We start from the raw sequence: 19194 nt of genomic DNA, 5'->3' as shown, positions 1-19194 counted from the left end.
TATTTATTCCATAGTTAATTGCAAAGTTCTGCGAACTTTAGGTTCATTTTTGCAATGCCCTAATTTGTTTTCCTTATTAAAATTTCTTTTCGCCATAATAAATGCTTATTAAGACCTTATCCATTTCAGATGCGTCCATTTTTACGGGATTTCTCTGAGTGGAGCCCATCAGCGAATTTTTCAGCAACTCATTGTAGTGGGCTTTGAATTGTTCGGCCGGGATCCCCGCAGCCTGAAAGGAGCTGGGGATACCAAAGGTTTGATTCAGATCTTTAATTTCAGCGATAATGTTTTTCCCGATTAACCGGGATAGCTGTTCCAGATCGTCGGCCACCTGGGGATCCTGCTGATTATATTCCAGCACATAGGGCAGGGCAATGGCATTAAGGAGTCCATGACTGGTGCCAAAACGGCCCCCAAAGGCGTGGGCAATGCCATGATCCATTCCCAGTCCGGCATTTTGAAAGGCGAACCCGGCCAGACAAGAAAAATTGTGGACATGCTGGCGACTTTCGATATCCCCGCTTTCAAAGGACTGGCGCAAATGCGTAAGCAGACCTTCCACCGCCCCTTTGGCGATGGTTTTGGTGAAGTCGTCGGCATTTTTATTAATGTAAGCTTCTAAGCCATGGGTCAGGGCATCCATTCCCGATTCCACCACGACATTGGGCGGCATCGACAAAACCAGCTCCCCATCTAAAATAGCGATATCGGGAATAAAGGCTTTGGTTTTCAGGCCAATTTTGATATTTTCTTCCGGGAAGGTAATCACGGCCGCCCGGGTGACCTCGGATGCCGTCCCGGAGGTTGAGGGAATTGCGACCAATTTAATCCGCTCCCGTTTTTCCGGCGCCTGGCCGGTTTTGATTGCTTCAATGGTTAACCCCTCGTACTCACACATCAGGGTCATGACCTTGGCTGCATCCAGAACGGAGCCGCCGCCGATGGCGATCACCACATCCGGATTGAAGGCTTTCATCCTGATCAGCCCCGTTTCGACATCTAAAACGCTGGGGTTTGCTCCAATGCCGCCAAGGATATCATAATCCTTACTGCTTTCTTTTAAAAATGCCTCTGCCCGTTTGATGGTTCCATTTCTAAATAAGGCGGTCTTTCCGGTTACAATAAAGAACCGTTGTCCCGCAATCTTTTTGATGGCATTCAAGGTGCCGGGTCCGGTGATAATCTCGTCTCCACAAAATTTTAAACTGCTCACTTTTTTTCTACCCCTTTGTCAAAATTTAATGTAATCCTGGTTCCCTTTTTTTCTTCACTTTCGATGATCATGCCGGCATGGTGCTCGTCGACAATCCAATTGGCTATCGAAAGCCCCAAGCCAGTGCCGCCTTCGGTTCGGGAACGCGCCTTGTCGACCCGATAAAACCGTTGGGTTACCTTGTTAATCTCATCTTTGGGAATCCCGATTCCCTGGTCGATGACTTCCACCGACACCCCCTGAAGAGCCTTCTTCCCAATGACTCGAATAATGGTGTTTTCACTGCTATATTTAATGGCGTTATCTAAAAGAATCACCAGCAACTGGGTAATTTGTTTTTCATCACCAGTGATGATCAGATCATCCTCCAGCTTATTGATAAAAGCAATCCCTTTTTTCCCGGCCAAGGGTGCCATTTTTTCACTGACCACCTTGATTAAATAGGTTACATCAACGGGTTCCCGCTGTACCATCATATCCCCGGAATCCGCCCGCGCCAAGAACATCAAATCTTCGACAATATGCTGCATCCACTGGATCTCGTCATAGGCATTGTTGATCCAGGTCAGCTGGCTTTCCACACTTTCATCGGTGCTGGCCTTGACCACTTCCAGATTTGTCTGGATCACGGCAATCGGTGTCCGCAACTCATGGGATGCATCAGCCAGAAATTCCTGCTGCCGCTCGACGCTTTTTTTTATTGGAATCAGGGACCGGCCGGACAAAAAATAACCGCCCAAAAAGGATAATGAAGCCCCGATCAAGATGGTAAATCCCACCATTTCCTGCGCATTTCCCAACAGCGATCGTTCCGAAGCCATATTTTTCATCGCCTGAACTATTTTTAATTCACCATTCTTATTGACCACCACATAGGTGCAAATTTTGTAATCCTTGTCGCCCTGCTTATAATTGCTGATCAGATATTTTTCTTTATTATCTGCAAAATAGTGTTTCGATATTTCCACCAACTTGGCTTCTTCAAGCGGCAGCGAGTAGGACTGATCCAGAACGCTGAACTGTTGATCGAAAATCACATAGGAGATATTATTCTGAACGAGACTGCGAGTATATTCAAAATACCCCTGTTTTTCTTCTTCAGCAACCTCTTGTCCCGCTTCTTGCCGCTCCAGATATTCAATTTCGTTGGCCAGCTGAGAACAATATATTTTAAGATTATTATTCACATTTGTCTCCACATCCATACTCAAAACCACGTACAGAAAAATGGAAATAAATAATAGGAGTCCAATCAGGACTCCTGTATTCATCAGGGTGAGGTTGATCCGAAGCTTGTTAAGGCTTAACATGCTCCTGCTCCTTTAAAACATAACCCAATCCACGGATGGTTTTAATATAGGCCTTTGATGTGTCCAGCTTTTTTCGCAAATAATGGACATAAATTTCGACACTATTCTCCATCGCCATGCTCTCGATTCCCCAGATCCGATCCAGAATCTGCTCTTTTGAGATGGTCATACCGGGATTCCGGATAAACATTTCCAACAATTGGGCTTCCTTGGCGGTGAGTCTGTTTAAGACATCATCCACATATAATTCCCCGGAATTGATATTCAGGGAAATATTTGAAAAGTGGATCACATTATCCTGATAAACCTCCCAGGGTCGTCGCCCCAGCGCTCTTACCCGGGCGATCAACTCTTCGGTGACAAACGGTTTGACCAGATAATCATCAGCGCCCATATTCAGTCCGTTGACCTTATCTTTGGTGTCATCTTTGGCAGTTAACAAAAGAATCGGAACGTTCTTTCCCGCTTCCCGGATCGATCGCAGAATTTCTAAACCAGTCATTCCCGGAAGCATAATATCCAAAATAATCACGTCATAGACATCATGCTCGCTGAGCAGCTTGCCTTCTATGCCATCATTGACAACGTCAACCAATATTTTGTTTTTTTCGAAAATCTTCCCCAATGCTGCAGCCAGGGGCTTTTCATCCTCAACTAAAAGAATGCGCATGGTTTTTCTCCTTTATAGGTTGCTCTCTTCTTTCTTTTTCGCCGGAAATACTTCTTCTAACAGTTCGTCCATGGGCAGAATGGTTCCTTCAAACTTGGGTTCTTCAATGACCCGACGGCATTCCAGGAAAATCCGCACGGCGCCCTCATAGTTTTCCAGAAAATTATCCGCTTGCAGAATTTCCCGATCCATCAGATGGTAGATGAATAGTCCCATAAAGTAAACCTTATCCGGTTCAATATTCTTGAGATTAACGTATTTGAAAAAGGCTGACAACGCATTATCTTCCTTATCCAGAATTTCACCGGCAATCCGCACCCATTCCTGCGACAGGGTCTCGGTGACAGCCTCTTTAAAGGCAACCCATAAAATCGCCCTGGCCACTGAATCTTCGACGATATTCAATGAGCTCTGAACGGCTTCTGCTCCCCGGTTGAAGGCATCAATGATTTTCGGCGCATAGGTTATCTGCCCCAGCGTATAGTTTTTTCTCAGGCCGGCATCGGTATCGATGAGTTTGTTCAGCAGGATATCATCCTTTTTCAGTTCGGTTTGAATCACATACCACTCATCATAGATACAATAGGGCAAAAATCCGAAGTCATTGAAAATATGATTGATAATCCGTTGAACCTGAAGGTATTTTTCCCGTTTTCGCTGAACTTCTTTTTGTTTCTTGAGAAAGGTCTCCATCTGATAATAAAGATTATGCCGTTCAAAAAAACGCTCCATCTGAGCAATGGTTTCTGGTTCATCACTGTAAAAGATCAGTTCGTCCAGTTCCCGCTGTTCTTCTCCCAGACTTCGGCCATTACTCATAATCAGCTGCAAATATTGCTTGTCCTCATAGGTCACCCGGTTACAGGGATGATACAGCGGATTGGGGAAGGTTTCCGTATAGATAAAAAACACCTGCCGGCTTCGTTTGAAATAAATAATATAACCCTTGGTGGTAAAAAAACCCCAACCTTTATCACTTGGTTTATTGCCATGCTTGATATGAAACCCTTCGGTATAGAGACAATTTTTAAGGAGATAAGTAACCACCTTTTCGTTATTGTCAATGCCCATGTTCCTCAGATTCTGTCGATAATAAGCCCAGAGCAGTTCAATGGCGGTGCCTTTGGGATCAAACAAGGCTTCCATCGAAAACATTTTTTGGCTTTTTAAGTTTTTGACAATACACAAAAGCAAACAATCCAAATGGATTGCCTCAATAAATTCGCCGGGTTTTATTTTTTCCAGATCTTCGACAACCCGGTCATTAAAATATTCCAGGCTATCTTTTTTTAGCTTGTCCTGAAGCTTGCTGGTCTTCTGGTTAAATCGGTCAATAGCATTAGCCACAGAAAACAGCGCACTTTCTGAAACAAGGGTCAAAACCACCTTTTTTTTCTTATCCCAGGGATAAAAAACATTTTTCAGAATCACTTCATTGATGATTTCCGAGGATTCCACCTGATAGTCTACCAGCACATCGCTGGGGATCGAAATATAGATCAGTTTGGGATTATTAAGGGTATCGATGATCAGGCCGCGACGACTTAAAAACACATTGGCCTTGATGAGTTCGTCCTCAACTCCACAATTAACCTCCACTTCTTCCAGAAACTGCTCGTTTTGGATCATATAGGCGATAAAATTCCGGGTGGTGTCGAGTCCCTGTTCTTTTAAATTCGTTTCAAACCCGTAAAGCAACAAAATGTGGACAATCCGTACAATATCCCGTTGCCGATCGACGCCACGACTTTCTTTGGCGCGAATAAAGGTCTGATTGAGGGGGGAATTTAAATCGTAATAGTCCGGTGCAACCGAAAAAAGAGCCTCAACTGCCAGCAGAATCAGTAGATCCGCCTCAACCGAAACCATTCCATTTTTTTGAACATCCTTATTTTTTTTAAGGTTATTCATCATCCATTGATACATATCATCTAATTTCTCAATGCCCTTTTTCAAAACATTATTACAGTCTCCACAAAGGCCATCATATTTTATGTTTAATTTTTCGTTATCTATTTTATAATTCCTGTCAAAAAAACCAATTGTTTTTCCACATTTATTACACGGCGTTTTCATTTTTTACAATCCTTCCCTATCGTCCTGCTTACTTTTCTCTATATTCACGAATTCTTACTAGTTTTTTTACAGGCTTCACCCATTCTATTGATGTCACTGTGTATAGTTTACCATAAAACTGCGCTTTTTACTCAAAAAAAAATAAAAGAGCAAGCTAAATTAAGCTTGCTCTTTTATCGATAAAATTAAGTTTATTAAATCATTTCGATGGAATCAATGGTGCCGCCACCAAGGCAGATACTATCCTGATATAAAACCACGACCTGTCCTGGGGTCACCGCTTTTTGCGGTTGATCAAAGGCAACGTAAACCCGATCCGGGGTCACCCGCACCATTACATCCTGATCGGCTTGACGATAGCGGAATTTCGCCGTACATTTAAACTCTTTTGCCGGTGGATAACCGCCCACCCAATTCATTTCGATAGCTTCCAGCGATTTTGAATACAGGGCTGTATGGCTTTCCCCCTGAACCACCACCAATTCGTTCTTGTCGAGGTCTTTGCTGACCACAAACCATGGTTCTCCGGTTCCTTCGCCGCCAATCCCCAGGCCTTTTCGTTGGCCCAGGGTATAGTACATCAGACCCTGATGGGTTCCCTTCACATTACCGGCCAGATCGACAATCTGACCCGGCTGAGCCGGCAGGTACTGACTCAGAAATTGGGTAAAATTACGTTCGCCGATAAAACAGATTCCCGTCGAATCCTTTTTCTTGGCGGTCGCCAGGTTGTTTTTGACGGCAATGTGGCGAACCTCATCTTTGGAAAGATGTCCAATCGGGAACATCACATCAGCCAGCTCTTTTTGTCCCAATTGACAGAGAAAATAGGTTTGATCCTTGTTGTGATCAAAAGCCCGTTTTAATCGGTACTGTTCGTTGACAAAATCGATTTGAGAATAATGGCCGGTGGCCAGATAGTCACCGCCAACCACCTTTAGCGCATAATCCAAAAACCGTTTGAATTTTATTTCTCGGTTACAGAGAACATCCGGATTGGGAGTTCTCCCTTTTTTATACTCTTCCAGAAAATAAGAAAAAACAGAGTCGTAATATTCTTTGGCAAAATTCACTGTATAGTAGGGAATATCAATGGTGTCGCACACCCGCCGCACATCATCATAGTCTTCTGTGGCTGTACATACTCCCGATTCATCCTGCTCTTCCCAATTTTTCATGAAGACCCCAATGACCTCGTAGCCACGTTCCTTTAACAATAATGCTGCAACCGATGAATCAACCCCTCCCGACATGCCCACAACGATTTTCATTTATGTTTTCCTCCTCGTTTTTTCTACCAAATCCTTGTAATGTTAATTAAACCATTTCTTTGACCATTTTTTTGGCCAGTTCATTTAACGCAATGACATCCTGTTCATCTGGCGTGCCCTTAATCATCAGGATCTCATCAATGGTATCGACCTTCGCTTCGTTAATGAAGTAATTAAAGTTCTTATCGGCGCCGCCACTCCAGCTGTAATCGGCAAAGAATCCGACCTTGTGATTATCAACTTTGATTTCGCCCAATTTATAAAGCAGGTTGGCCATTTTGGGAAAAATCTGCCCGTAATAGGATGGTGCGCCCAAAAACAGCCCTTTGTATTTCCAGATATCAGAAATAATAAAGGAAATATCGGTTTTGGCCACATCATAAAGCTTCACGTCTTTGATACCTTCATTCTTTAAGGCGATCGCCAAAATCTCAGCCGCCTTCTGGGTACAGCCATACATCGAACCATAGGCGATCACAACGCCCGGATCAGTTTCCTTCTTGCTCATTTTTACGTACATATCCAGAATATATTTAGGATTATCCCGCCAGATCAAACCATGAGACGGACAAATCGTTCCTATTTCGACGTCACAAAGTTTATTCAGCGCTTTTAAGGCCTGACCGGCCACCTTGCCGACGATACAAGCATAGTAGCGACGGGTCGGTTCTTCAAAAGCGGCCAGATCGTTTTCGTCATCAAAAATGCTCCCCACCGGTGCTTTAAAGCTGCCAAAGATATCCATGGAAAAGAGCACCTTGTCATTAATATCATAGGTAACCATGGATTCTGGCCAGTGAACCATCGGGGTCATGAAAAACTGAAGGGTATGTTTTCCCAGACAAAGGGTATCACCATCACAAACCTCATGAAGGTTTTCAGTGATTTTATAAAAATTATTCATAATCGGAAACGTTTTTTTATTCCCCACGATTTTCATATCCGGATACTCGGCCAGCAGATCGGTAATACCGCTGGAATGATCCGGTTCCATATGATTAATGATCAGGTAGTCAACCTTTTTGGCTCCGATAATCGACTTAATTTTTTCTATATATTCATCGGCTTTGATGGTTTTTACGGTATCGATAATAGCCACTTTTTCATCATTGATCACATAGGCGTTATAGGAAACACCTTCCTGATCAATTGGCCACATTCCTTCAAAAAGTGTTGTTTGATAATCATTCACGCCTACCCAAAAAATATCGTCTTTAATTTTTACTGCATTCATATTTTTCCCCACTTTCCTTATGTTTTCTCAAACTTAAATATAACCTTAAACAGAAAATATTTCAAGTGAAAAATATGGATAGTTAAGAATGGCTCTAAAAAATAGGCCAAAACTGCGGCCTTTTATGGATTGATGGATAGCTGGCAAAAAATAAAAAAGAGATGCGTACACACCTCTTTTTTAAGAAAATTAAGAAAGGAAATTAAAACGTTTTCACACCATGGGTTTATTATAACCGATTACATTTTAAAAATCCAGTACTTTTTTAATTTTTTTATGCATTATTTTAATTTTTTTTCCATTTGCTGCCTTTATTGCTTAATAAAAACTTAGAATAATTTTTACCCTCATTCACTCTACGTTTTTTTTGAAGCTGTGCTATAATGACGTTGATCAAACATTTATCTGAAGTGAAAGGAGCTGGTTAAATGATTGAAACAAAGGATTCCGCCTCTTCAAATGAATCACAATGGACCGAAAAAGAAATTAAAGAAGAATTACGGCGATTATTTCTAGGCGGTGATGACTGGAATAAGGAAGCCTGCATGGGATACTTTCTGAAATCCTGCCAACGTACCAATCTGGATACCAAAACGACCCAAACACTGGCGATCAACCTCTATCACCTTTTTGATGAGCTAACCGTAAGCGATGCAAAAAAATTCTATTACAACGAATGTCACGCCATTTTATCCGGGCGCAATCATATTTAGTTAATGAATTTATTAAAGGACTTTCTCTTGCTTTGAGAAAGTCCTTTTTTACATACTGGAATATGCGGAATAGATATCAAAAACCGGCAGCATGATCGCCGCCAGAATGAACAGCACCAGTCCTCCGAAAATTAGTAGAATAAGCGGCTCCAGCGATGTATTCAGCAATTGGATTCGCATGCGAACCTCATCTGCGTATACGAGATTCAGGGTTTCCAGCACTTTCGGCAGCGATCCGGAGACTTCGCCAATGGCGACCAGTTGGCAAAAAAGACTGGGAAATGCATCGCTTTCTGCCATTCCCAGACCCAAACTTTTTCCATTGACGACCTTTTCCCGGAGTAGGCTCAACTCTTTTTTGATATAGCGATTATCAGCAACGCCCTCCAAACGGTTTAATGCCGCCAACAGATCCACACCGCTTCCCAGGAGCATTCCCAGGGTTGTGGCAATTCTGGCCAGACAGCGTTTGTGATTGAGACTTCCAATTAACGGGAGTTTTATTTTGAGTCGATCCATCAAGTTTGCTACCGATTCGATTCCCATTAAAAAAGAAAACCCTGCTGCGAGACCGACTAGGATCAAGAGCAGCAGTGGCCACCCCGTCCTTAGACCTTGACTCATAGCTATCAAAAAACGGGTTGGTCCAGGCAGTTCCGCATTCATTACCACAAACATATCGACAAAACTCGGGAGCACTGTGGTGATTAAAAAGGTCAACACTAGAACAAAAACAACGCTCAAGATCATCGGATAGAAAAGGGTCTGCTGGAGCTGACGACGATTTTTAACTTCACTTTCATAATGCTCAGCCATTTTTAAAAGGATCTCATTAAGATTTCCGCTTATTTCTGCGGCTTCCACCATAAAAACAAATAAGGACGGAAATGATTTAGGATAAACCGTCATCGCCTGGGAGAGGCTCTCACCAGATTGGATGCGGCGGCCGACCCCAAAAATGTCTTGGGCAAATCCGTTATCTTCGGTTTCATCACTGATGAGCTCCAGACATTTTAAAATCGGAATTCCAGCCGCTAGCATGATGTGAAACTGTCGACAAAAGCGGCTGAAGGCATCATCTGTTACCGAACGGATGCGAAGATGGTACTCTTTTTTTAAGAATTCTGCCGACTTTTTGTTTTCATTAATTTCCAACACAATCAGATTTTGAGTGTGCAGAACCTGAGCCACTTCTCGCTGGGTTTGGCCGGCAACCGTTCCGGTTACGGTCTCGCCCCGATGATCTTTTGCTTTGTAACTAAACTGTTTATCCATCGCGCCACCTTAACGATGCCAATCATTTTCGAAGGCTAACAGCTCCAAGCCCTGGGAAATCGATGTGTTTCCCAACAGCAGCTGACGTTTAAAAGACTCTTCAATCAACTTAAACCCTTCTTCACTGGCTATTTTTCGAATCATATCATAGTCCTCACCTTTACCGATGGCCTCCCGGATTCTTCTGGTGATTTTCAATACTTCCTGTACCGCAATTCGACCTTGATAGCCGGTACCGTGGCAAAAAGAACACCCCACCGGGTAGAAAAGCTCGATGTCCTGGTTTGCGATTCCCAGCAATCTTTTTTCTGCTTCGGTTGCTGGTGCTTTTTTTCGGCAGTCCGGGCACAAACGTTTGATCAGCTTTTGGGAAATCACCCCTCTGAGGGCTGCCGATAACAGGTATAACGGGATCTTCATATCCATCAGGCGGTTGATCGACGCAATGGCGTTGTTCGTATGAATGGTGGATAACACCACATGCCCGGTGATGGCTGCCCTAATCGCCGTTTCAGCCGTATCTTCATCCCTGATTTCCCCCACCATAATCACATTGGGATCCTGTCTCAGAATCGCCCGCAGGCCATTCGCAAAATTAAGCCCGGTTTTTTCGTTTACCTGAATCTGGTTGATGTCTTCCATTTGGAATTCCACCGGATCTTCTATCGTAATAATATTTTGCGTTCGGGGATCCATACCGTTAAGCAAGCTGTACAGGGTGGTTGATTTTCCACTTCCAGTTGGGCCGCAGACCAGAATCATACCATGGGGGGCTTCCAATATTTCCTGCAACAACTGTTTCTGGTCGTTGGAAAATCCCAGCTCATCAACTGACATCAGAAATTTCTTTTGATCCAGCAGACGCAATACTATCTTTTCCCCATGAATCGTAGGAATGATAGCTAAGCGCACATCAATTTGCCGGCCCTCATAGGTCGTCGTGAAAGCACCATCCTGGGGATGGCGCTGTTCGGCAATATCACAGCCGCCCAGTATTTTCAGCCGGGTAACTACGCCTTTCCAGGTTTCTTTACTTAGTTGCCCAACCGCTTTTAAGACGCCATCAATCCGAAATCGCACCTGGATCTTGCGGGGAAAAGCTTCCACATGAATATCACTGGCACCCTGGAAAACGCCTTCATCAATCAGATCGTTTACAAGGGTAATTATGGTCATCTCCTGAGGGGTTTCTTTGCTTTCGCGCTGTTTTATTAAACCACCAGCACTTTTCTGATTCGCATACTTTTGATGGTAGTATTTACCAATCAGACTCTGAATACAGTCCTTTTCGGCGACTAATATTTTTAGTCGTTTATCGGCGATCCGCTTAACACTTCGCAGCGTTTCTTCGTTGGTAGGGTCTGCCATCAGTACCGTCAGCTGATCATGATGCTCCTGTTTCAACGGAAACACCAGATGCTTAATCGCTTGTTCTTTCGAAAAAAAAGGCAAAACCTGGGGATCGATCACATCCTGGCGAGAATCATAAATATCGAATCCCCGTTCATTGTGAAAAATCATCACTAACATCTCTTGGGTGATAACCCGATCCTTAAACAATAAATCTAAAACCGAAACGCCTGACCGCTTAGCTTCTTCGATCCTTTCAGCTATGTTTTGTCGGGTAATCATCTTGTTTTTGAGAAGCATTTCCAAAACCAACATATTTTCCTTCATTTCGCCTCCTATTGACAGGGCTGATTCGTTTGTTCCAGTAATTGCAGTATATCTGATTTGCCAAAAAATATCTATCAAAAACAAACAAAAAGCCCTGAAACCATCATTATGACGGTTTCAGGGCTTTTTGTTGTTTTATTACATATCAAATTTTTTATGAATCAATAAATTCAACTTTTATAATTTCATGCGCATCATACTGTATTTATTAGTTACTTAAAACACAATATGTGTTCTATGCGTTTTATTTACACTCCACTTTAAGGGGCAAAAAAGGGGGCAAAAATCATTGGATACTATACATATTTTATTGATGATTATCACCGTTTTCAACTCCATCGTTTAAAACAATATGAGGGTAAAAACAAAACTGTTATCTAACTCACTTTCCTCTGTCACCTGTCACCAACTGTCACCAATGGCATAATAAAGGCGTTTTGAGGGTGACAGCAAATTTTTCACTTTTTCCATTTTCCTGTCACCCAACAAAAAAAGAAGCCATTACTGGCTCCTATATACTCGGGTCTTTATTTGTCCCTGCATCTGCATAAATCTGTATATCCTGTTTGTATCCTTCAAAAGTATCAACCCGTTTGATATTATAAAACTTATCCCGGTATTTGATAACATTGGAATTGCTGATGTCACTTCTCCAATTGACAACAAATAGCATTTCTTCTTTAGCCTGCACCTGCATCGCTGCATAATGTTCACTGGCTGACAACTGCCTAACATATGCCCACAGTTTATCGGTGTGGATCTGTGCCCAGGAATATTTCGGCGTGTCCCCTGGTTTACTTATAAGTGTTGGTGCTAGAATCTCTATTTTTTTATCTTTTATTCTTTTTTTCATCATTAATCCTTTCATGTGAAATGTCCCACGCTCTTAAACTCTTTAGCATGTATTAAGGCATCACCACTCTTTTTAAAACGGCTTAAAATGGCGATATGACGCTTGTTTCATTCATTAAAGTTGAGGGATGAGATTTATATTAAACCGCTTCCCTAAATTCCTGATAATGATCACACAAGCCCACATAGGCATCCAACAAGCTGGCGGTACCGTCTATCTTCATTTTCTGGCCTTGGGCTTTAGCCGGGACGATGTTTTCATTTCTATCAATCGTTACGCTGGTATTACTTAGGCACCATTTTAAAATGGGGTTATTCTGGTAGTTGATCTTTTTAGCCGCTAAATCCGCCCCTAATCGCTGCATCGGTAGGCTTAATGTTTGGGCGCCTTGCCTACAGGCCACCATGTTAAATCCCTGGGCTTTCATTTCATCCACCCAGTACCTGGCTGACCAGGCATCATAATAAATCCATGACGGGCTGATCCCGTGGATCTGCACCAAATCCAAAAACCATGCGGTCACATCTGAGTAATTAATTGAGTTTCCTTCACACAAGCGCAATAGGCCACGCTCCGCCCACTTATCATAGGGGATTTTATCGGCCTGCACCCGTTCATTAAAAGTTTCCCTTGGAAGCCAAAACATCTGTGTCACAAATCGCTGTTCTGTCTGTGGATCCATCATCAAGGCCGTGGCCGCTGTTAAATCTCCGCACTTTGCCAAATCGGCACCGCCAATAAAATAGGATCCCCTGAACCGCTCCAAATCAAAGGCACTTTCATTATTTAACTGATCCCAGGTTAACCAGGCGTTATAGGAGTTACTCTTGACATTGAAATCCTTACACAGTAACCCAGCTAAATCAGATGGGTTGTTTTCTGCCCGTTTTACTTTATTCTCCAGATCATCCAGTTTTTTAATGGATAAAAGGCCGGGATTCGCTTTAGGCCACATAGTCGGGTCTTTGTATTCGTCCCGGTTGTCCAGCTCGTAAAGGATCGGTAAAAAGGTTTCATCAGCAAAAGTACCATCAACAATTCCACAGGCATAGGAATAGATATCATCAAAGATATTCTCTCTAACGGTTCCGCTGGTTGTAACCATCAACATTAACGGTTGTCGCCTGGCACTCATGGACTGCTTCATAACCTCGTAAACGTTCCGGTCTTTTATGCTGTGCAATTCATCAATCATGCAAAGGTGAGTGTTTAGACCGTCTAGGCTGTTGGCGTTTTTCCCCAATGGCTCAAATCGTGATAGTGTGGGATCAAAGTAAAGGTCTGTTTTTCTTTTCCGGATAAACTTTGATAGATCCGGGGACTGCTTCACCATGTTATGAGTTTCATCAAAGATAATCTTTGCCTGATCCTTTTTACTGGCACAAGAAAAGATTTCGGCTCCTGGCTCATTGTCTGCAATCATCATATATAGGCCAATCCCGGCGGCCATGGTGCTTTTCCCGTTTTTACGTGCCACCATGAATAAAGATTCCCTGTACTGCCTGTACCCCGTCAAATCGTCTATGAAGCCGAACAAGGACATAATATAAGCCTTTTGGAATAACTCCAGCTTAACCGGTTTCCCTGCCCATTCGCCCTTTGAGTGTCTGCAAAACTGCTCAATAAAATCAATTGGTTTATTTCCCCGGTTAATATCAAAGTGATAACCGGGCCGGGGACGCTCCAGCGTGGCCACAATCTTCTTGTATTGCTTCTCAACCCTTTGGGACACAACCACCGCCCCTGTCTGGATCTGTTCCCAATAACTTAAAATGTAGTTTTCTTTAGCGTTCATCTTTAATAAAATCAAGGAGTGCATCACCCTTGGTCTCTATAGGGCCTTTGGGCAATAGATCCGTTAACTGCTTGTATAATAAGCTGTACCGCTGAACAGTTGTATTATAGGCTTTAAGTGCCGGTGATTCTCTCATGAATTCCTGGGCGCCCTGCTTGAATAATTCAACCGGCCCGCATTCTTTTACCTGGTCTTTTAGCTCATCCAGGGTCTCCCCCATGAAAAGTATTTCTTTAACCAGTTTTTCGGCAATCTGCTTTTTATCCTCTGGCACCTGCTTCAATAGCTTGTTAATTTGCCGCTTGTTTTTTTGAATCTCTCTATCTTTGTCTATGTCCATTTTCTTCACCACCTAAGTTTGTCTTGTCTTGCTGCTTCAACCCTGCCTTTATACAAAAATTCAATGGAGGGGAATTCTAAGGTACCCTACTCGATGTTTAAAAACATCACCAATTTATTCACAAGGGGGGGTATTCAGCGTTTTGTGTTCTTTCTTACCTAATTTTCCTTTGAAAAAATAAAGTTACTTATCTGTAATTGTGTAACTTCTGCCCGTTGTCCTTTTCGCCTGTAAATTGCTGACTTTCAAAGCTACACACCTACAAAATGTTCTGTTTTTTCATTATGTCGCTTTATTGTCGATTTTTGACCATTTCGACCCATTTTCCACAAAGGTCTTGTTGTCTTAGCTATCTAAATAATCGCTATTTAATGCGGTTTCAAAGGCCTTTGTCTACTTTTTTCATGTTTCCACTTTTCATTGTGTAACATTCTTAATAAAGCTTGAAGCCTTTGAGCTTGTCATTGATTATATCCTGGGTTACACCGATATATAACAGGGTCACATCAATCGAAGAATGGTTAAAAATCATCTTTAATGTGACCACATCTTTTGTCTGCTGGTAATAATGATAGCCCATTGTCTTTCTTAAACTATGCGTCCCAAAACTTCCTTGCAATCCAATATCCTTAGCTGCGGTTGACAAGATGATATAAGCTCTTTGCCTGGTTATCGGTTTATTGTAACCCTTCTGACTTTTGAACATAAACTCATTATCGTTCAGATCATTGTAATCAATGTATTCATTAGCGGCTTTTTTTAAGATGGGATTGATCTGTAACTTAGTCTGCTTGTTTGTCTTCTTCTCTCTAAAATAAAAGAAGTCTCGGTCTCTGAAATCTTTAACCTTTAAGCTCAATACATCTGATATACGATACCCGGAATAAAACCCGGTTAAGGCAAGGATGTAATCTCTTTCGTTGCGCTCTTTAAGGTATTCAATAAAATTGATTATGTCATTGGTGTCTCTGATCGGATCTACGCTATTCATATTTAATGAGTTCCCCTTCACTGTTAAAGCATAATCCCTCTTTGCATTCCTTTCCGGCTAAATGATGTCGGGTGTGACACTCCTGACATAAGCACTCTAAGTTGTCCCAACTCATTGTAATTTCTGGATCGTGGATGTTTTGAGGTGTAATGTATTTGACATGGTGGCATATACGGGCCGGTTTACCACATCTTTCGCAAATATAGTTTTTGCTTTTCATAAATGCTTTTGATACTTTGCGCCATCGTGGATTATTATAAAAACTTTCCGCATATGCCTTAGCCATGTCTTTTTCTCCTTAGTTTGAAACGGTTGCCAATGCTGATAAGCCTTTGAGCAAATTGTCAATCACTCGCTGGATCTTCTCAACGTCTGCCTGCTCCGGGTTGTACCACAGCAGCAATAAAAATTTACTCGCCGTCTTTGCCAGTGGCTCGGACGCTTGTTGTGCTGCGGTCATTCCCGTTGTCAATTCGATATAGCCTGGGATGGCATCCAACAACGGGGATATAATCCCGTCGTTGTCGGTGCCGTCAAGCCTGAGATATTCTCTCGCTTCTTCAACTGTGATCATTTATTTATACGGCTGCTTCGTACAGCTTAACAAACGCTTCGGTTACAATTGGTTTAGTGTCCGCAACTGCAATGGCTCGATAATCAATCAAGCCTGATTTAAAGCTGGATTCCCTGGAGACTTCAATAACAATCCCTTCGGGGATGTTGTAGCCCATGTAAGACCAGTTCCCCAGGTAAATGTCACCGTCTGCGATATTATCATCAATAACCACTTCACGGCCTAGAATGTAACCAATGCTTTCCTGTTTAGGATCCGCAATAAAGATAGGCCGCTTGTTATCATCTACGATGTTGTAAATATGAGTGTATAAGGTTGCGTTATTGCAAGCCCATTTTGCACCGGCACTATAACCCCGTTTTAATTTGCCCATTAAAGACACAAAGTTTGTATAGGTTGGGATCCCGGCTTTTACATACTCAATAGCATTGGCATCTTTTACCCAGGTGATTGTTTCAATCCCTGTTCCCTCGGTTGTCCCTGCACCATTAACAATTGAATCGGCGATGGTTTCCATCACACAGGCGGTTAATTCATCGGTGATATAGGACTCAAAAGCACTGATGGTCATTTTTTTAGCGGCGGCACTGATTGAAAACACTTTGAGGATCTCATAACCATTAAAGGCCACTGATGCAATGTTTTCTTTTTCGGTCTCAACGGTTGTTCCTTCTACGTGCCATGCCGCTTTACTGGTAGGCGTTCCCACTGGCACACTGATCTTTGTGGGAATGTTGAAGCTTCGACACTGTGGAAGCAAACCGCCCATGGTTCGGGCTTTGCTAATCACTTCATTCAGTGTTTGGGTAGGTAATACGGCTACCGCATTGGTGACGGTGTTAAAGGCATCCGCTCTTTTTTCTGCATCCACAATGGTCTGCGCCCGGGTAAATGCTGCGGTCTCAAAGGTTGTAAGCTTTTGGCCTAATAACGTTTTAAAGAACGCTGTTCGGTATTCTGGACTAGCAAACACATCACCCTCCAGGGCTTCCTGGGATGCTCTGGTTTCAAATGATCCTCCAGTAATGGGGTTAAATTGTCCACGGTCTTCTGGTTCGGTTGTTTTTTGTTTGTCCACGATATTCTCCTTAGCTTGTTTTAATCCGGTAATTTCAATATTTAGGCTCATTACGTCCGCTTCTGGGTCGGTGTCGATGGTTCCTTTAATCTGGGCCGCTCTGGTTTCGATTTCCTGCAAACTGGCATTACGGTAATGATTAAAGCTTTCTGCTACTGTATTAAATTTCATGTTATTTTACTGCTCCTTTTCGTTTTGTTATCGTGATTTTCACTTGCTCTTTTGATGCTCTGCCATCTATAAGACCTGGCTCATCATACGCTAAATACTTAACTACAAATCCATGTTCACTACATAATTTTTCAATTTCTTTTATTAACTCCAATGGCATCATTTATTCTCCCTTGAAAAGTATTCTATTCGCTGCAATCATTACCGCTTTTTTAATTTCATCATTTCCATGTGCTTCAATAGCTGCCCTGGCTTCAACGCTTGTTTGAGGATAGGCCGGATAAGGAACTACCGAACACTCATAGATTTTTGAAATTTTCGAGATTTCCCTGGTATTGGTTGCTTTATCATACTTGTCGCCCCCAGGCGGCACTGTAAAAGCAAATGACATACCTGTCAAAAGATCGTTCTTTACTGCCGTGTGAACGCTTCGGGCTTCTTCAGTGTTCGGTAACTCTGCAATCATTTCAAGCCCTGCCGGGGTTGTTTTAAATTGCAACGTCTTTGGGGTTCTGGCTAAAGGTATGCGGTTATTATCATGGTTGTAAAGTAAACGGGTATCGGTTAAGTCACAATCATCTAATGCACCCCTTTTAATGATTTCGGTGTAGGATCCTGCCGGATCGTTAATAATTGTCGGTGTATCAAATACCACTGGTACACCTTTTATAATAAGGCCTTGTTCTTCCCCTGCCGGGTCGGCGGCTCTTATTTCTGCTTTAATGTCTGATATTCTTGTTTCTTTCATTTTGTGATTGTCTCCTTTTCGTTTAACTGATATTGATCCGCTTTATCGGAATTAACATAATTCAATGACTGTAACCGCTGATCGCCGCCCTCGACTGATGGAAGGTTTAGAATTTCCAGGGCTTGGTTGATTGATAATAAGCCCATCGGCATCAACTCTTTAATGAGATTAACCTTGGTGGCGTTGCTGCTGAATTGTAATCGGCCACTCTCAAACATGATGCTATTTCCAAATGATTGCTCACGGTCATTAAAAAGCTTCCGGGTAAACTCCAGGCTTAACTGTACCGCTATCGGCTCCAGCGTGGATTCATAGAATGCTGAGAATTGATCTTCATTGTAACTAGAATTAATAATGGTTTCCGATACTCCCAGATAATCATAGATCTTTGTTTTGATCGCTTTAATCTGTGCATCATCAATATTAACCGGCTTGCTGTCTATCGGGGTATATTCCATGGTGGTGTCTAACATGGCAATACCGCCATTATTACTGATCCCCATGTAATCATTGATAAATTCTTCTTTTTTCTCTTTCAGTTTTGGCCCGGCCAATTGTCCCGTAAATTGTAGGATCCCCCGGATATTTGCACTTGATTGGATGCTGTTTACCAGTCCTTCATTTTGAGTGTGTGCCAATTCTAGCGCCGGCATGATTGCCCCGTTGGGATCTCCCAGTAAGTCATTATCATTAAAATGTCGTCTTAAGTGGATGATATCCGCATAAGGAAAAAGATAATCTTTCCCGTTGCTAAAAAGCATTTTGCAATAGATCGCCCCGGTACTGTCTGATAGAAAATCAATGTGCTGTGGTCTCATGGGGTAGATCCCTAATAACTTCCCCCGGTCTGATTTCTGCAAATAAGCAAAAGCGTTATTGTATAAAAACAGGTGGGTGGTCATTTTATACCACAGGTCATAGGCGGCCATGTACGGGTTGGGCTGGATCTGTAAAAGCCGGTTGATTTTGCAATCACCATCTACTTTGTTATGGTCTCCATATGTAATCACATGGGATCCTTTGAGCTTGGCGGCGTTTCTGGATATTGCGTCAATGGCTGCCCGGTAAATATCATTTGAATATGCGTCACCACTCCAGGGCGAAAAACCCCCGATGTCGGTAATAATTTCTGTTCTTGTTTCGGTTTCCGGCGGTTTCGGTTTCTTTAAAAAGTCTAATAAGCTAATTTTGTTCACGCTCCT

19 protein-coding genes are annotated in these 19194 nt (G+C 42.6%); 1 reads left to right on the top strand and 18 read right to left on the bottom strand.

The window, feature by feature from the left end; translation table 11 throughout:
- Positions 1 to 76 precede the first annotated feature (76 nt).
- The 6 genes from Q7J41_RS01065 to Q7J41_RS01040 all read right to left on the bottom strand — a co-directional run bounded on the left by Q7J41_RS01065 (position 77) and on the right by Q7J41_RS01040 (position 7777).
- Entirely contained in the window at positions 77 to 1216 is a 1140-nt protein-coding gene (locus tag Q7J41_RS01065) for an iron-containing alcohol dehydrogenase (protein WP_304884413.1), read from the bottom strand.
- Positions 1213 to 2526, bottom strand: coding sequence for a cell wall metabolism sensor histidine kinase WalK (locus Q7J41_RS01060; RefSeq protein ID WP_304884411.1), 1314 nt, complete (start codon positions 2524 to 2526; stop codon positions 1213 to 1215). The genes Q7J41_RS01065 and Q7J41_RS01060 overlap by 4 nt, the downstream gene beginning before the upstream one ends.
- Positions 2513 to 3196, bottom strand: a complete 684-nt coding sequence (locus tag Q7J41_RS01055) for a response regulator transcription factor (RefSeq protein WP_304884408.1) — start codon at positions 3194 to 3196, stop codon at positions 2513 to 2515. The genes Q7J41_RS01060 and Q7J41_RS01055 overlap by 14 nt, the downstream gene beginning before the upstream one ends.
- Positions 3197 to 3208: 12 nt before the next feature.
- Entirely contained in the window at positions 3209 to 5272 is a 2064-nt protein-coding gene (locus Q7J41_RS01050; protein ID WP_304884406.1) for a hypothetical protein, read from the bottom strand.
- Between the two features lie 194 nt (positions 5273 to 5466).
- Positions 5467 to 6543 carry a tRNA 2-thiouridine(34) synthase MnmA gene (gene mnmA, locus Q7J41_RS01045; RefSeq protein WP_304884404.1) on the bottom strand — a complete coding sequence of 359 codons (1077 nt, stop codon included), beginning with the start codon at positions 6541 to 6543 and terminating at the stop codon, positions 5467 to 5469.
- A 46-nt stretch (positions 6544 to 6589) separates the two neighbouring features.
- Complete coding sequence (locus tag Q7J41_RS01040; RefSeq protein ID WP_304884402.1) at positions 6590 to 7777, bottom strand: FprA family A-type flavoprotein; 1188 nt, start codon at positions 7775 to 7777, stop codon at positions 6590 to 6592.
- Between the two features lie 428 nt (positions 7778 to 8205).
- On the opposite strand from Q7J41_RS01040, the gene Q7J41_RS01035 reads away from it, so the two are divergent.
- Positions 8206 to 8490, top strand: a complete 285-nt coding sequence (locus Q7J41_RS01035; protein ID WP_304884400.1) for a hypothetical protein — start codon at positions 8206 to 8208, stop codon at positions 8488 to 8490.
- Between the two features lie 48 nt (positions 8491 to 8538).
- Here the strand turns inward: Q7J41_RS01035 and Q7J41_RS01030 are convergent, their stop codons facing one another.
- The 12 genes from Q7J41_RS01030 to Q7J41_RS00975 all read right to left on the bottom strand — a co-directional run bounded on the left by Q7J41_RS01030 (position 8539) and on the right by Q7J41_RS00975 (position 19188).
- Positions 8539 to 9765, bottom strand: coding sequence for a type II secretion system F family protein (locus tag Q7J41_RS01030; protein ID WP_304884398.1), 1227 nt, complete (start codon positions 9763 to 9765; stop codon positions 8539 to 8541).
- 9 nt (positions 9766 to 9774) lie between these two features.
- A complete protein-coding gene (locus Q7J41_RS01025; RefSeq protein WP_304884396.1) occupies positions 9775 to 11442 on the bottom strand; it encodes a GspE/PulE family protein in 1668 nt (555 codons plus the stop codon).
- 511 nt (positions 11443 to 11953) lie between these two features.
- Positions 11954 to 12310: a phage head closure protein gene (locus tag Q7J41_RS01020; protein WP_304884395.1), complete on the bottom strand. Its 357-nt coding sequence runs from the start codon at positions 12308 to 12310 to the stop codon at positions 11954 to 11956.
- 124 nt (positions 12311 to 12434) lie between these two features.
- Positions 12435 to 14105, bottom strand: a complete 1671-nt coding sequence (locus Q7J41_RS01015) for a terminase large subunit (RefSeq protein WP_304884393.1) — start codon at positions 14103 to 14105, stop codon at positions 12435 to 12437.
- Entirely contained in the window at positions 14080 to 14430 is a 351-nt protein-coding gene (locus tag Q7J41_RS01010; protein ID WP_304884391.1) for a hypothetical protein, read from the bottom strand. Before Q7J41_RS01010 ends, Q7J41_RS01015 begins: the two co-directional genes overlap by 26 nt.
- 433 nt (positions 14431 to 14863) lie before the next feature.
- Entirely contained in the window at positions 14864 to 15421 is a 558-nt protein-coding gene (locus tag Q7J41_RS01005; protein ID WP_304884389.1) for a tyrosine-type recombinase/integrase, read from the bottom strand.
- Positions 15414 to 15707: an HNH endonuclease gene (locus Q7J41_RS01000; RefSeq protein WP_304884388.1), complete on the bottom strand. Its 294-nt coding sequence runs from the start codon at positions 15705 to 15707 to the stop codon at positions 15414 to 15416. The genes Q7J41_RS01005 and Q7J41_RS01000 overlap by 8 nt, the downstream gene beginning before the upstream one ends.
- 12 nt (positions 15708 to 15719) lie before the next feature.
- Entirely contained in the window at positions 15720 to 15995 is a 276-nt protein-coding gene (locus Q7J41_RS00995; protein WP_304884386.1) for a head-tail connector protein, read from the bottom strand.
- 4 nt (positions 15996 to 15999) lie between these two features.
- Positions 16000 to 17244: a phage major capsid protein gene (locus tag Q7J41_RS00990; RefSeq protein ID WP_304884384.1), complete on the bottom strand. Its 1245-nt coding sequence runs from the start codon at positions 17242 to 17244 to the stop codon at positions 16000 to 16002.
- 1 nt (position 17245) lies between these two features.
- Positions 17246 to 17407: a hypothetical protein gene (locus Q7J41_RS00985; protein WP_304884382.1), complete on the bottom strand. Its 162-nt coding sequence runs from the start codon at positions 17405 to 17407 to the stop codon at positions 17246 to 17248.
- Positions 17408 to 17992, bottom strand: a complete 585-nt coding sequence (locus tag Q7J41_RS00980; protein ID WP_304884380.1) for an HK97 family phage prohead protease — start codon at positions 17990 to 17992, stop codon at positions 17408 to 17410.
- A complete protein-coding gene (locus tag Q7J41_RS00975) occupies positions 17989 to 19188 on the bottom strand; it encodes a phage portal protein (RefSeq protein ID WP_304884378.1) in 1200 nt (399 codons plus the stop codon). Before Q7J41_RS00975 ends, Q7J41_RS00980 begins: the two co-directional genes overlap by 4 nt.
- Positions 19189 to 19194: the final 6 nt, after the last annotated feature.

It is taken from the genome of Acetobacterium sp. (genome assembly GCF_030652775.1).
Lineage (GTDB): Bacteria > Bacillota > Clostridia > Eubacteriales > Eubacteriaceae > Acetobacterium.
The sequence above is the reverse complement of the archived record's forward strand: the minus strand, read 5'-3'. Positions and strand labels throughout refer to the sequence as shown.